Here is a 13115-nt window from a genome sequence, read left to right as displayed (position 1 = left end):
AGACAAGCATGCAGATGGGCCTGGATTTCACCCTGGTCGCCGAAGTCGAAGAACTGGTGGCCGGTGTCGATGAAGTCGGGCGCGGCCCGTTGTGCGGCGCGGTCGTCACCGCAGCGGTGATCCTCGATCCGAACCGGCCGATTCTCGGTCTCAACGACTCGAAGAAACTCACCGAAGCCAAGCGCGAAAAGCTCTACGACGAAATCTGCGAGAAGGCGCTCAGCTGGTGCATCGCCCGCGCCGAAGTCGAAGAAATCGACGAATTGAACATCCTTCACGCCACCATGCTGGCGATGCAGCGCGCCGTCGCTGGCCTGCACATCCAGCCGAAACTGGCGATGATCGACGGCAACCGCTGCCCGAAACTGCCGATGCGTTCCGAAGCGGTGGTCAAGGGCGACAGCAAGGTCCCGGCCATTGCAGCGGCCTCGATTCTGGCCAAGGTCAGCCGCGACCGCGAGATGGCGGCGTTCGAATTGATCTACCCGGGTTACGGCATCGGCGGCCACAAAGGCTACCCGACGCCCGTTCATCTGGAAGCGCTGGTGCGTCTCGGGCCGACGCCGATTCACCGGCGTTCCTTTGCCCCGGTTCGGCAGGCTTATGAAGCGCTGGAAGGTCTCGCGCAGGTTTAGCGGCGAGGCTGATGTTTTGTTCGGGGCCCGGTACAATCCGGGCCTTGTTGTCTCTATGTAACTGGACAGGATCACTATGCCGGCTTCATTCGTTCATCTACGCCTGCACACTGAATACTCCCTGGTCGACGGGCTGGTGCGGATCAAGCCGCTGGTCAAGGCCCTGACCGGCATGGGCATGCCGGCCGTTGCGGTGACCGACCAGAACAACATGTGTTCGCTGGTCAAATTCTATAAAAACACCATGGGCGCGGGGATCAAGCCGATCTGCGGCGCCGACCTGTGGCTGTCGAACAAGGACCCGGATGGTCCGTTGAGCCGCCTCAGCCTGCTGGTCATGAATGCCCAGGGCTATCGCAACCTGACCGAGCTGATTTCCCGTGGCTTCATCGAAGGTCAGCGCAACGGCATGATCATCATCGAGCGTGAATGGGTCGCCGAGGCCAACGAGGGCCTGATCATGCTGTCCGCCGCCAAAGAAGGCGAGATCGGTATGGCCATGATCGGCGGCAACCCTGCCGAGGCCGAAACCCTGGCGCGCGAATGGATGGCGGTGTTCCCGGATCGTTTCTATCTGGAAGTCCAGCGCACCAACCGTCCGAATGACGAAGAACAGCTGCACGGCGCCGTGGCCCTGGCCGACAAGCTTGGCGCACCACTGGTCGCCACCAACGATGTGCGCTTCATCAAGCAGGAAGACTTCGCCGCTCACGAAACCCGCGTCTGCATCGGTGAGGGCCGGGCCCTCGACGATCCGCGGCGTTCGAAGAACTACAGCGATCAGCAGTACCTGAAAAGCGCCGAAGAAATGGCCGAGCTGTTCAGCGACCTGCCGGATGCGATCGAGAACACCGTCGAGATCGCCAAGCGCTGCAACATCGACGTGAAGCTGGGCAAGCACTTCCTGCCCGACTATCCGATTCCCGATGGCATGACCATCGACGAGTATTTCCGCAAGGTGTCGTTCGACGGTCTGGAAGATCGCCTCAGCGTGCTGCTGCCCAAGGACACCACCGAAGACTACGAGGCCAAGCGTCAGGTCTACGTCGACCGGCTGAATTTCGAGCTGGATATCATCATCCAGATGGGGTTCCCCGGTTACTTCCTGATCGTGATGGACTTTATCCAGTGGGCCAAGAACAACGGCGTGCCGGTGGGCCCAGGCCGGGGGTCGGGTGCCGGTTCGCTGGTGGCCTATGTGCAGAAGATCACCGACCTCGACCCGCTGGAATATGACCTGCTGTTCGAACGTTTCCTTAACCCGGAACGGGTATCGATGCCCGACTTCGACGTCGACTTCTGCATGGACGGTCGCGACCGGGTAATCGATTACGTGGCCGAAAAATACGGCCGTAACGCCGTAAGCCAGATCATCACCTTCGGTTCCATGGCCGCGAAGGCCGTGGTGCGTGACGTGGCGCGGGCCCAGGGCAAGTCGTTCGGCCTGGCGGATCGCCTGTCGAAGATGATTCCGTTCGAAGTCGGCATGACCCTGGAAAAAGCCTACGAGCAGGAAGAAATCCTGCGTGACTTCATCAAGGTCGATGAAGAAGCGGCGGAAATCTGGGAGATGGCGCGCAAGCTCGAAGGCGTGGTGCGTAACGTCGGTAAACACGCCGGTGGTGTGGTGATCGCGCCGACCAAGCTGACCGACTTCTCGCCGATCTATTGCGACGAGGCCGGCGACGGCCTGGTGACCCAGTTCGACAAGGATGACGTTGAGGCGGCCGGTCTGGTGAAGTTCGACTTCCTCGGCCTGCGGACCCTGACGATCATCGACTGGGCGCTGAAAACCATCAACCGCGACCGCGCGAAGGTCAACGAGCCGCCGCTGGACATCGCGTTCATCCCGCTGGATGACAAACCGACTTATCAGTTGCTGCAAAAAGCTGAAACCACCGCAGTGTTCCAGCTTGAATCCCGTGGCATGAAAGAGCTGATCAAAAAGCTCAAGCCCGACTGCCTCGAAGACTTGATCGCACTGGTGGCCCTGTTCCGTCCGGGCCCATTGCAATCCGGCATGGTGGATGACTTCATCAACCGTAAGCACGGTCGGGCAGAACTTGCTTATCCGCACCCGGATTACCAGTACGAAGGTTTGCAGCCGGTACTGGCGCCGACGTACGGCATCATCCTGTATCAGGAACAGGTGATGCAGATCGCCCAGGTCATGGCCGGTTACACCCTCGGTGGTGCGGACATGCTGCGTCGGGCGATGGGCAAGAAGAAACCCGAGGAAATGGCCAAGCAGCGCGGCGGTTTCATTGAGGGTTGCGCGTCGAACAATATCGACGCGGATCTGGCCGGTAACATTTTCGACCTGGTAGAGAAATTCGCCGGTTACGGCTTCAACAAATCCCACTCCGCCGCCTACGGCCTGGTCTCGTACCAGACTGCCTGGCTGAAAGCCCACTACCCGGCGCCGTTCATGGCCGCGGTACTGTCGGCGGACATGCACAACACCGACAAGGTCGTGACCTTGATCGAGGAAGTGCGCACGATGAAGCTGCGCCTCGACGCGCCGGACGTGAACACTTCGGAGTTCAAGTTTACGGTGAACGACGAAGGCCGCATCGTGTATGGCCTAGGCGCGATCAAAGGCGTCGGCGAAGGCCCGGTGGAAGCAATCACCGAGGCCCGTCAGGCCGGTCCGTTCAAGGACCTGTTCGACTTCTGCGCCCGGGTCGACCTCAAGCGCATCAACAAGCGCACGCTGGACGGTCTGATCCGCAGCGGCGCGCTGGATCGCCTCGGCCCGTACTTCCATGACGAGCAAAAGGCCTATCAGGCCAACATCGACCGCAACCGCGCCGTGCTGCTGGCGGCGATGGAAGAGGCGATCAAGTCGGCCGAGCAGACCGCGCGCACCCGTGACAGCGGTCACGCCGACCTGTTTGGCGGGCTGTTCGTCGAGGAAGACGCGGACGTTTACGCGATCCACCGCAAGGCGAAAGAGCTGACCCTCAAGGAACGCCTCAAAGGTGAAAAAGACACCTTGGGCCTGTACCTGACCGGTCACCCGATCGACGAGTACGAAGGCGAAATCCGCCGTTTCGCCCGTCAGCGCATCATCGACCTGAAACCGGCCCGGGACACCCAGACCGTGGCGGGGATGATCATTGCCCTGCGGGTGATGAAGAACAAAAAGGGCGACAAGATGGGGTTCATCACCCTCGACGACCGCTCCGGGCGGATCGAGGCGTCGCTGTTCGCCGATGCGTTCCACTCCGCGCAATCGCTGCTGCAGACCGATGCGATGGTGGTGGTCGAAGGCGAGGTCAGCAACGATGACTTCTCCGGTGGCCTGCGGCTGCGCGTCAAGCGGGTGATGAGCATGGAAGATGCGCGCACCAACCTCGCCGAGAGCTTGCGCCTGAAGTTGCAGACCCAGGACCTGAAAGGCGATCAGCTACGCTGGTTGGGGGATTTGCTCAAGCGTCATCGCGGGGCGTGCCCGATCACCATGGAATACACCAGTCCTGATGCGAAGACCTTGCTGCAGTTTGGCGAGACCTGGCGGATCGACCCGGCGGATGCCTTGATTCAAGCCCTGCGTGACCAGTTCGGGCGAGACAACGTCTTCCTCCAATACCGTTGACCGGCAGGTGCCATCAAAGCGCCTGCCCACAACCTGAATTTTTAATCTCGACCTCAGCGCGCCTCTCCCTTAAGGTAGGGCGCGAATAGACAACCGGCCGGCCCAAGCTCATTTGGGACACGACCCAAGACGGACGCCTATGAACCCGAATTTTCTAGATTTCGAACAGCCGATCGCCGACCTGCAAGCCAAGATCGAAGAGTTGCGCTTGGTCGGTAATGACAATTCGCTGAATATCGGCGATGAGATCTCCCGCCTGCAGGACAAGAGCAAGACGCTGACCGAAGACATCTTCGGCAAGCTGACCAGCTGGCAGATCGCACGTCTGGCGCGTCACCCGAAACGTCCTTACACCCTGGACTACATCGACCACATCTTCACCGAGTTCGACGAACTGCACGGTGACCGTCACTTCTCCGACGACGCGGCCATTGTGGGCGGCGTGGCACGTCTGGAAGACCAGCCAGTGATGGTGATCGGTCACCAGAAGGGCCGTGAAGTGCGTGAAAAGGTACGCCGCAACTTCGGCATGCCGCGTCCGGAAGGCTACCGCAAGGCTTGCCGCCTGATGGAAATGGCCGAGCGTTTCAAGATGCCGATCCTGACCTTCATCGACACCCCGGGTGCCTACCCTGGCATCGACGCCGAAGAGCGCAACCAGAGCGAAGCGATTGCCTGGAACCTGCGCGTCATGGCTCGCCTGAAAACCCCGATCATCGCCACCGTGATTGGTGAAGGTGGTTCCGGCGGTGCACTGGCGATCGGCGTGTGCGACCAGCTGAACATGCTGCAGTACTCCACCTACGCGGTGATTTCGCCGGAAGGTTGCGCTTCGATTCTGTGGAAAACCGCAGAGAAGGCGCCGGATGCTGCTGAAGCGATGGGCATCACCGCCGAGCGTCTGAAAGGCCTGGGTATCGTCGACAAGGTGATCGGCGAGCCTCTGGGCGGCGCCCACCGTGATCCGGCCGCTGCCGCTGCATCGATCCGCGCCGAGCTGAGCTCGCAACTGGCGATGTTGAAGAAGTTCGACAACGAAGCGCTGCTCAAGCGTCGTTACGATCGTCTGATGAGCTACGGTCTCTAAGTCGAGCCGTTTCGGCCAACGATGCAAAACACTGTGGGAGCGGGCTTGCCCGCGAATGCGATGTAACATTCAACGACTGTGTTGGCTGTTTCACCGCTTTCGCGAGCAAGCCCGCTCCCACATTTGGTTTGTGAAAAGGTAGAAAAATGGGTCAGCCCTCGATTGATTTGCCTTCCAGGCTTCTGCGCAATCTCAAGCCCTGGCTCGGTGCTTCCCATTGGCGCATCGCCTTCTCCGGTGGGCTCGATTCCACCGTTCTGCTGCACCTTCTGGCCAGTCTCGCCAAAACCCGATCCATTCCGGCGCTAAGCGCCATCCATGTTCATCACGGCCTTCAAGCTGCGGCCGACGCGTGGCCGGCGCATTGTCAGGCTATTTGCGATGAGCTGGCGGTGCCGTTGCAAGTGGTACGTGTACAGGTGCAGCCGGGGGCGAGTGTCGAGCGGGCGGCGCGGGATGCGCGTTATGCAGCGTTCAGTGCAGCGACTCAGTCCAATGATGTGCTGTTGACCGGTCAGCACCGTGACGATCAGGCTGAAACGCTGTTGTTTCGTCTGCTGCGTGGCGCCGGGGTCCGAGGACTCTCAGGCATGCCAGCCCAACGCGTGCTGGGGCAGGGTAGTCTGGCTCGGCCGTTGCTCGATGTTGCTCGTGCAGAGCTGGAAGCCTATGCGCAGAGCCATGGCCTGCTCTGGGTCGATGACCCGTCGAATCAGGATCGGCAGTTCTCACGCAACTATCTGCGCCATCAGGTCATGCCGCTGCTGACCGGTCGCTGGCCGCAGGCGCACGCCAGCATGTCCCGCAGTGCGGCGCATTTGCGTGAGGCGCAAGGCTTGCTCGATGAGCTGGCGCAAATCGATCTGACTACAGCGAACTTGCCCGGCGAGTTCGAGTGGTCGGGATTGCCGTCACTGGAGTTTGCAGTCATCGAAGGCTTGTCCGAGGCCCGTCAGCGAAACGCGCTCAGTCACTGGCTTGAACCTTTGACCCGACTGCCGGATACCGACCATTGGTCGGGTTGGGCGGACCTGCGTGATGCCGGCAACGATACCTCGCCGATCTGGCGTCTGGCGGATGGCGAGTTGCATCGAGGCGCCGGTCGCTTGTGGTGGCTCAGCGGGCAATGGCTACGCGCACCGGTGGTCAGCGGCGACTGGCATGACCTGTCGTCAGCGCTACGCTTGCCCGATAACGGACGTGTCATGTTCAGCGGTCAGACTCCCGCCGGGCCGCTGCAAATCCGCTATCGGCAGGGCGGCGAGGTGATGGAGCTGGCGGGACGCGGCCATCGCGACCTCAAGCGCCTGCTCAATGAACGCGCGGTGCCGGGCTTCATGCGTGGCAGATTGCCGCTGCTGTTTCGCGGTGAAGAATTGCTCGCCGTGGCGAACCTGACGGGGCTCGACGGCAATCCTCTGGAAGGCTGGCGATTGCATTGGCAGCCTTCTGACGAAGATCAAGGTTTGAGATGAAGGGGGCATTCCGGTAGACTACGCTCCCTTCTTGATACAACTTCTGTGGATTCGCCTGAATTGCAGGAGTTGCCGATTACCAAGCAGTCTTTGCTGGGCGATTCCAAAAAATGTGTAGCGAGCAACGTACCGGTGTTTTCACTTCCGGTCTGTCCCAACGCGGCGGTTTTTTTGAAAGGTGCACTGTGATTAATGCAGGTGATCGGGGGCTTCGGCCTTCCTTCGCTTTCCCCGGCGGCTCGGACCGCTTTAACGCAGACTTCTAGGGTTTTTCATGACGCGCTACATATTCGTCACGGGCGGTGTTGTTTCTTCTTTGGGGAAAGGCATTGCATCGGCTTCATTGGCGGCCATCCTGGAGGCGCGGGGGCTTAAGGTCACCATGCTGAAGCTGGATCCGTACATCAACGTCGACCCGGGCACCATGAGCCCGTTCCAGCACGGTGAAGTGTTCGTCACCCACGACGGCGCCGAGACCGACCTGGACCTGGGCCACTACGAGCGGTTCATCCGCACGACCATGACCCAGAACAACAACTTCACCACCGGCCGTGTCTACGAACACGTGCTGCGCAAAGAGCGCCGTGGTGACTACCTGGGTGCAACCATCCAGGTGATTCCGCACATCACCGACGAAATCAAGCGTCGCATCATCAAGGGTGCCGGCGATGCCGACGTGGCCCTGGTGGAAATCGGCGGTACCGTTGGCGACATCGAGTCGCAACCGTTCCTCGAAGCCATCCGCCAGCTGCGTGTGGAAGTCGGTTCCAAGCGCGCGATGCTGATGCACCTGACCCTGGTTCCGTACATCGCCACTGCGGGCGAGACCAAGACCAAGCCGACCCAGCACTCCGTGAAGGAACTGCGTTCGATCGGTCTGCAGCCAGACGTGCTGATCTGCCGCTCGGACCATCCGGTGGATGTGTCGTCGCGTCGCAAGATCGCACTGTTCACCAACGTTGAAGAGCGTGCGGTGATCTCCCTGGAAGACGTCGACACCATCTACAAGATCCCGGCCGTGCTGCACGCCCAGGGTCTGGACGATTTCGTCGTCGAGCGTTTCGGTCTGCAATGCAATGGTGCCGACCTGTCCGAGTGGGAAAAGGTCGTCGATGCCAAGCTGAATCCAGAGCACGAAGTCACCATCGCGATGGTCGGCAAGTACATGGAGCTGCTGGACGCCTACAAGTCGCTGATCGAAGCGATGAGTCACGCCGGCATCACCAACCGTACCAAGGTCAACCTGCGCTACATCGATTCCGAAGACATCGAGAACCAGGGCACTGCGCTGCTGGAAGGCGTCGACGCGATCCTCGTACCGGGCGGCTTCGGTCTGCGTGGCGTGGAAGGCAAGATCACTGCCGTTCAGTACGCTCGCGAAAACAAGGTTCCGTACCTGGGTATCTGCCTGGGCATGCAAGTGGCGGTCATCGAGTTCGCCCGTAACGTGCTGGGCTGGAAAGACGCCAACTCCACCGAGTTCGATCGTGCCAGCGGCCATCCGGTTGTCGGTCTGATCACCGAGTGGGAAGACGCTACCGGTGCAGTCGAAACCCGTACCGAAGCGTCCGATCTGGGCGGCACCATGCGCCTCGGCGCTCAGGAATGCCTGCTCGAAGCCGGCTCCAAGGTGCACGACTGCTACGGCAAGGATGTGATTGTCGAGCGTCACCGTCACCGTTACGAAGTGAACAACAACCTGCTGCCGCAAATCATCGAAGCCGGCCTGAAAATCTCCGGTCGCTCTTCCGATGCAGCGCTGGTTGAAGTGGTCGAAGCCCCGGATCATCCTTGGTTCGTCGCTTGCCAGTTCCACCCAGAGTTCACCTCGACGCCACGCGATGGCCATCCGCTGTTCAGCGGCTTCGTCAAAGCGGCATTGGCTCAACACCAGAAGAAGGCGTAACCCCGATGGCACAGAAGATCATCCGCGTCGGCGACATCGAGATTGCCAACGACAAACCCATGGTGCTGTTCGGCGGCATGAACGTGCTGGAAAGCCGTGACATGGCCATGCAGGTTTGCGAAGAGTACGTGAAGGTCACCGAAAAGCTCGGCATCCCTTACGTTTTCAAGGCCAGCTTCGACAAGGCCAACCGTTCTTCTGTGACCTCCTATCGCGGTCCTGGCCTGGAAGAGGGCATGCGCATCTTCCAGGACATCAAACAAGCCTTCGGCGTGCCGATCATCACCGACGTCCACGAGCCTGACCAGGCCGCGGTCGTCGCTGAGGTCTGCGACATCATCCAGCTGCCGGCCTTCCTGTCGCGCCAGACCGATCTGGTCGTCGCGATGGCCAAGACCAACGCTGTGATCAACATCAAGAAAGCCCAGTTCCTCGCGCCTCAGGAAATGAAACACATCCTGAACAAGTGCGTGGAAGCGGGTAACGATCAGTTGATCCTCTGCGAGCGCGGTTCGAGCTTCGGCTACAACAACCTCGTGGTCGACATGCTCGGCTTCGGCATCATGAAGCAGTTCGAGTACCCGGTATTCTTCGACGTGACCCATTCGCTGCAAATGCCTGGCGGTCGTTCCGACTCCGCCGGCGGTCGCCGCGCCCAGGTCACCGACCTGGCCAAGGCTGGCATGAGCCAGTCGCTGGCGGGCCTGTTCCTCGAAGCGCACCCGGATCCGGACAACGCCAAATGCGACGGCCCTTGCGCCTTGCGTCTGGACAAACTGGAGCCATTCCTGGCCCAGCTCAAAGCCCTGGACGAACTGGTGAAGAGTTTTCCGACGGTAGAAACCGCGTAAACCTCAATTCTCCGGTAAAGTACCGCACGATTTGTCGCTCATGCCCTCGGGTATGAGCGTTGTCGTCTGCAAGCTGCCCGCTGCACACCACTTGCCGACGGTAAAAAGATTTCCTCTAGCTGCGTCGTTTTCGTCAACTTTGGAGTGTTTACAACAATGGCAAAAATCGTCGACATCAAAGGTCGTGAAGTTCTCGACTCCCGTGGCAATCCCACCGTGGAAGCGGACGTGCTTCTCGACAACGGCATCATCGGCAGCGCTTGCGCGCCGTCCGGTGCATCCACTGGCTCGCGTGAAGCGCTCGAGCTGCGTGATGGCGACAAGAGCCGTTACCTGGGCAAGGGCGTGCTCAAGGCGGTAGCCAACATCAACGGTCCGATCCGCGATCTGCTGCTGGGCACCGACCCAAGCGACCAGAAAGCGCTGGATCACGCGATGATCAAGCTGGACGGTACTGAAAACAAAGCGACCCTGGGCGCCAACGCCATCCTCGCCGTGTCCCTGGCTGCGGCCAAGGCGGCTGCACAGGATCAGGACCTGCCGCTGTACGCTCACATCGCCAACCTGAACGGCACCCCGGGCGTGTACTCGATGCCGGTTCCGATGATGAACATCATCAACGGTGGCGAACACGCCGACAACAACGTCGACATCCAGGAATTCATGGTTCAGCCGGTTGGCGCCAAGTCTTTCTCGGAAGGTCTGCGCATGGGCACCGAGATTTTCCATCACCTGAAAGCTGTGCTGAAGGCCCGTGGCCTGAGCACTGCTGTCGGTGACGAAGGCGGTTTCGCGCCGAACCTGGCGTCCAACGAAGACGCACTGAAAGTGATCTCCGAAGCTGTTGCCAACGCCGGTTACAAGCTGGGCACCGACGTGACCTTGGCTCTGGACTGCGCGGCCAGCGAGTTCTTCGAAGACGGCAAGTACAACCTGTCCGGCGAAGGCCAGGTGTTCACCGCTGAAGGTTTCGCCGACTACCTCAAAGGTCTGACCGAGCGTTACCCGATCATCTCGATCGAAGACGGTCTGGACGAGTCCGACTGGGCTGGCTGGAAGATCCTCACCGACAAGATCGGCGAGAAGACCCAGCTGGTAGGCGACGACCTGTTCGTGACCAACACCAAGATCCTGAAAGAAGGCATCGATAAAAAGATCGCCAACTCGATCCTGATCAAGTTCAACCAGATCGGCACCCTGACTGAAACCCTGGAAGCCATCCAGATGGCCAAGGCTGCCGGTTACACCGCCGTGATCTCGCACCGTTCGGGCGAAACCGAAGATTCGACCATTGCCGACCTGGCTGTGGGTACTTCGGCTGGCCAGATCAAGACCGGTTCGCTGTGCCGTTCCGACCGCGTTTCCAAGTACAACCAACTGCTGCGTATCGAAGAGCAGTTGAATGGCAAGGCCAAGTACAACGGTCGCAGCGAGTTTCGCGGCTGAGCAGTAAATGATAGAAAGACACCGGATTGTGTCGGAAAAGTCGTGACAGCGATGGATTTGCCACTAATCTGATGCCTTATATGCACAAGCCTGGATATTCCAGGCTTCGTGCTATCAGATGCTTCAAAGTTTTGGCGTGGCTGTCTTTTTTCACTGGATACCTGATATTCGATGCGCAGTCCTTACTGGTTGTTTCTCGTTTTGCTCTTGCTGCTGGCCGGTCTGCAGTACCGCCTGTGGGTGGGCAATGGCAGTCTGGCGCAAGTCGCCGAACTGAATCAGCAGATTGCTGATCAACACGCCGAGAACGAAGCCTTGCTGGAGCGCAACCGGGTGATGGACGCTGAAGTCAGCGAGTTGAAAAAAGGCATGGAGACCGTTGAAGAGCGGGCTCGTCACGAACTGGGCATGGTCAAGGACGGCGAAACCCTTTACCAGTTGGCCCAATGATCGATTCCCTGCCGGCCTTCTGGGCCGTGATTCCTGCCGCGGGCGTCGGTGCCCGTATGGCCGCGGACCGTCCCAAGCAATACCTGCAACTGGGCGGGCGCACAATTCTCGAACACAGCCTCGGCTGTTTCCTCGATCACCCGAGCCTGAAGGGCCTGGTGGTCAGTCTTGCCGTCGATGATCCTTATTGGCCGAACCTGGCCAGCGCCAGCGATCCGCGAATTCAGCGTGTCGACGGTGGTGCCGAACGTTCCGCCTCGGTGCTCAACGCCTTGCTTCATCTGCATGCCCAAGGTGCCGACGACGAGGACTGGGTGCTGGTGCACGATGCGGCGCGGCCCAATCTGAGCCGTGACGATCTCGACAAATTGCTCGCTGAGCTGGCGAACGATCCGGTCGGCGGCCTGTTGGCCGTGCCAGCGAAGGACACCTTGAAACGGGTCGACAAGCACGGTCGGGTGGTGGAAACCGTCGATCGCAGTGTGATCTGGCAAGCCTATACGCCGCAGATGTTCCGCCTCGGTGCGCTGCACCGGGCTTTGGCCGACAGTCTGGTGGCGGATGCAGTGATCACCGATGAAGCCTCGGCGATGGAGTGGGCCGGCATGGCGCCGCGCCTGATCGAAGGCCGTGCGGATAACCTGAAAGTCACCCGCCCCGAAGACCTCGAATGGTTGCGTCAGCGCTGGACCAATCGTCGTTAAATCCGGTACTCCGGCCGTTCGGCCAAACCTTCCTTGAGAAAATCCACCAGTTTGCGCACCTTCGGCGACAAGTGCCGTTGCTGCGGATACAGCGCCCACACCGCCGTATTCGGCGGTTGATGCGCCTCCAGCAAAGAAATCAACGCACCGCTGTGCAGATGCTCCAGCACGTAATAGTCCGGCAACTGACACAAGCCGACACCTTGTAGTGCCGCATCGAGCACCGCTTGCCCACTGTTGCAGCGCCAGTTTCCCTGTACCCGCTGGGAAAATTCCCGCCCGTTTTGTTCAAGCTGCCAGATGTCCGAACTGCCGATCAGGCAATTGTGTCGTCCCAGTTCCGACAAACTGTGTGGGCGTCCGTACCGTTCAAGGTAGGAAGGCGATGCACACAGATACATGCGCCGCGGTGCCAGGCGAGTCGCCACCAAACGGGAATCCTGAAGGCGCCCAAGACGAATCGCCAGGTCCAGGCCTTCATGCACAAGATCGAGTTGCCGGTTAGTCAGTTCAATATCGATGCGCAGTTGCGGGTAATGCCCCATGAACCGGGTCACCAGCGGCACGATGAAGCGTTCGCCATACGCCACGGCGCAGGTCATGCGCAGCATGCCTTTGGGTTCGCTGGTCAGGTCGCCGACTGCGCGCAACGCTTCTTCGCGACCATCCTGCAGACGCTGGCAATGTTGCAGGAAGGTCTGGCCGGCTTCGGTAAGCGTGACGCGCCGGGTGCTGCGATACAGCAGTCGCGTTTGCAAACGCTCTTCCAGTCGTACGATTTGTCGACTGATGTGCGAGGAAGAAACGCCCAGGCGTTCGGCAGCGGCAGTGAACTGGCTGCATTCGGCAACGGCGACGAACTCGTCGATACCTTCCCAGCGGTTTTCAGACATCGGGATTATCCCTGTATGGCAATAATGTTTTGCTTTTGTCCGGATTATTCATCAAGCAGCGCTGGACTAC

Annotated in this window: 10 protein-coding genes; 9 read left to right on the top strand and 1 reads right to left on the bottom strand. The window is 60.0% G+C overall.

Annotation, left to right across the window (positions count from 1 at the left end):
* Positions 1 to 8 precede the first annotated feature (8 nt).
* The 9 genes from rnhB (at position 9) to ispD (ending at position 12152) form a co-directional block, all read left to right on the top strand.
* A complete protein-coding gene (gene rnhB / locus K5E37_RS00955) occupies positions 9 to 635 on the top strand; it encodes a ribonuclease HII (protein ID WP_007954798.1) in 627 nt (208 codons plus the stop codon).
* Positions 636 to 711: 76 nt separating this feature from the next.
* Entirely contained in the window at positions 712 to 4233 is a 3522-nt protein-coding gene (gene dnaE, locus K5E37_RS00950; protein ID WP_221532913.1) for a DNA polymerase III subunit alpha, read from the top strand.
* 139 nt (positions 4234 to 4372) lie between these two features.
* Entirely contained in the window at positions 4373 to 5320 is a 948-nt protein-coding gene (locus tag K5E37_RS00945) for an acetyl-CoA carboxylase carboxyltransferase subunit alpha (RefSeq protein WP_007954801.1), read from the top strand.
* A 146-nt stretch (positions 5321 to 5466) separates the two neighbouring features.
* A complete protein-coding gene (gene tilS, locus K5E37_RS00940) occupies positions 5467 to 6795 on the top strand; it encodes a tRNA lysidine(34) synthetase TilS (protein ID WP_221532912.1) in 1329 nt (442 codons plus the stop codon).
* A gap of 274 nt (positions 6796 to 7069) precedes the next feature.
* Complete coding sequence (locus tag K5E37_RS00935; RefSeq protein WP_007954805.1) at positions 7070 to 8701, top strand: CTP synthase; 1632 nt, start codon at positions 7070 to 7072, stop codon at positions 8699 to 8701.
* Positions 8702 to 8706: 5 nt separating this feature from the next.
* Positions 8707 to 9552, top strand: a complete 846-nt coding sequence (kdsA, locus tag K5E37_RS00930) for a 3-deoxy-8-phosphooctulonate synthase (RefSeq protein WP_007954807.1) — start codon at positions 8707 to 8709, stop codon at positions 9550 to 9552.
* Between the two features lie 156 nt (positions 9553 to 9708).
* Positions 9709 to 10998 (top strand): phosphopyruvate hydratase, encoded by a 1290-nt coding sequence (gene eno, locus K5E37_RS00925; RefSeq protein ID WP_007954808.1) that lies wholly within the window; start codon positions 9709 to 9711, stop codon positions 10996 to 10998.
* A gap of 171 nt (positions 10999 to 11169) precedes the next feature.
* On the top strand, positions 11170 to 11448 hold the full coding sequence (gene ftsB, locus K5E37_RS00920; RefSeq protein WP_003222158.1) for a cell division protein FtsB: 279 nt from the start codon (positions 11170 to 11172) through the stop codon (positions 11446 to 11448).
* On the top strand, positions 11445 to 12152 hold the full coding sequence (gene ispD / locus K5E37_RS00915) for a 2-C-methyl-D-erythritol 4-phosphate cytidylyltransferase (protein WP_221532911.1): 708 nt from the start codon (positions 11445 to 11447) through the stop codon (positions 12150 to 12152). The genes ftsB and ispD overlap by 4 nt, the downstream gene beginning before the upstream one ends.
* Here ispD and K5E37_RS00910 read toward each other — a convergent pair.
* Positions 12149 to 13045, bottom strand: coding sequence for a LysR substrate-binding domain-containing protein (locus tag K5E37_RS00910; protein ID WP_007954817.1), 897 nt, complete (start codon positions 13043 to 13045; stop codon positions 12149 to 12151). The genes ispD and K5E37_RS00910 overlap by 4 nt on opposite strands.
* Positions 13046 to 13115 lie beyond the last annotated feature (70 nt).

The organism is Pseudomonas sp. RIT778 (assembly GCF_019718735.1).
GTDB lineage: Bacteria > Pseudomonadota > Gammaproteobacteria > Pseudomonadales > Pseudomonadaceae > Aquipseudomonas > Aquipseudomonas aphyarum.
This window is presented reverse-complemented; position numbering and strand designations above follow the sequence as displayed.

Excerpts from the sequence above, each read along its gene's own strand:
- rnhB (WP_007954798.1), top strand. The coding sequence starts at position 9 with ATGCAGATGGGCCTGGATTTCACCCTGGTCGCCGAAGTCGAAGAACTG.
- dnaE (WP_221532913.1), top strand. The coding sequence starts at position 712 with ATGCCGGCTTCATTCGTTCATCTACGCCTGCACACTGAATACTCCCTG.
- K5E37_RS00945 (WP_007954801.1), top strand. The coding sequence starts at position 4,373 with ATGAACCCGAATTTTCTAGATTTCGAACAGCCGATCGCCGACCTGCAA.
- tilS (WP_221532912.1), top strand. The coding sequence starts at position 5,467 with ATGGGTCAGCCCTCGATTGATTTGCCTTCCAGGCTTCTGCGCAATCTC.
- K5E37_RS00935 (WP_007954805.1), top strand. The coding sequence starts at position 7,070 with ATGACGCGCTACATATTCGTCACGGGCGGTGTTGTTTCTTCTTTGGGG.
- kdsA (WP_007954807.1), top strand. The coding sequence starts at position 8,707 with ATGGCACAGAAGATCATCCGCGTCGGCGACATCGAGATTGCCAACGAC.
- eno (WP_007954808.1), top strand. The coding sequence starts at position 9,709 with ATGGCAAAAATCGTCGACATCAAAGGTCGTGAAGTTCTCGACTCCCGT.
- ftsB (WP_003222158.1), top strand. The coding sequence starts at position 11,170 with ATGCGCAGTCCTTACTGGTTGTTTCTCGTTTTGCTCTTGCTGCTGGCC.
- ispD (WP_221532911.1), top strand. The coding sequence starts at position 11,445 with ATGATCGATTCCCTGCCGGCCTTCTGGGCCGTGATTCCTGCCGCGGGC.
- K5E37_RS00910 (WP_007954817.1), bottom strand. The coding sequence starts at position 13,045 with ATGTCTGAAAACCGCTGGGAAGGTATCGACGAGTTCGTCGCCGTTGCC.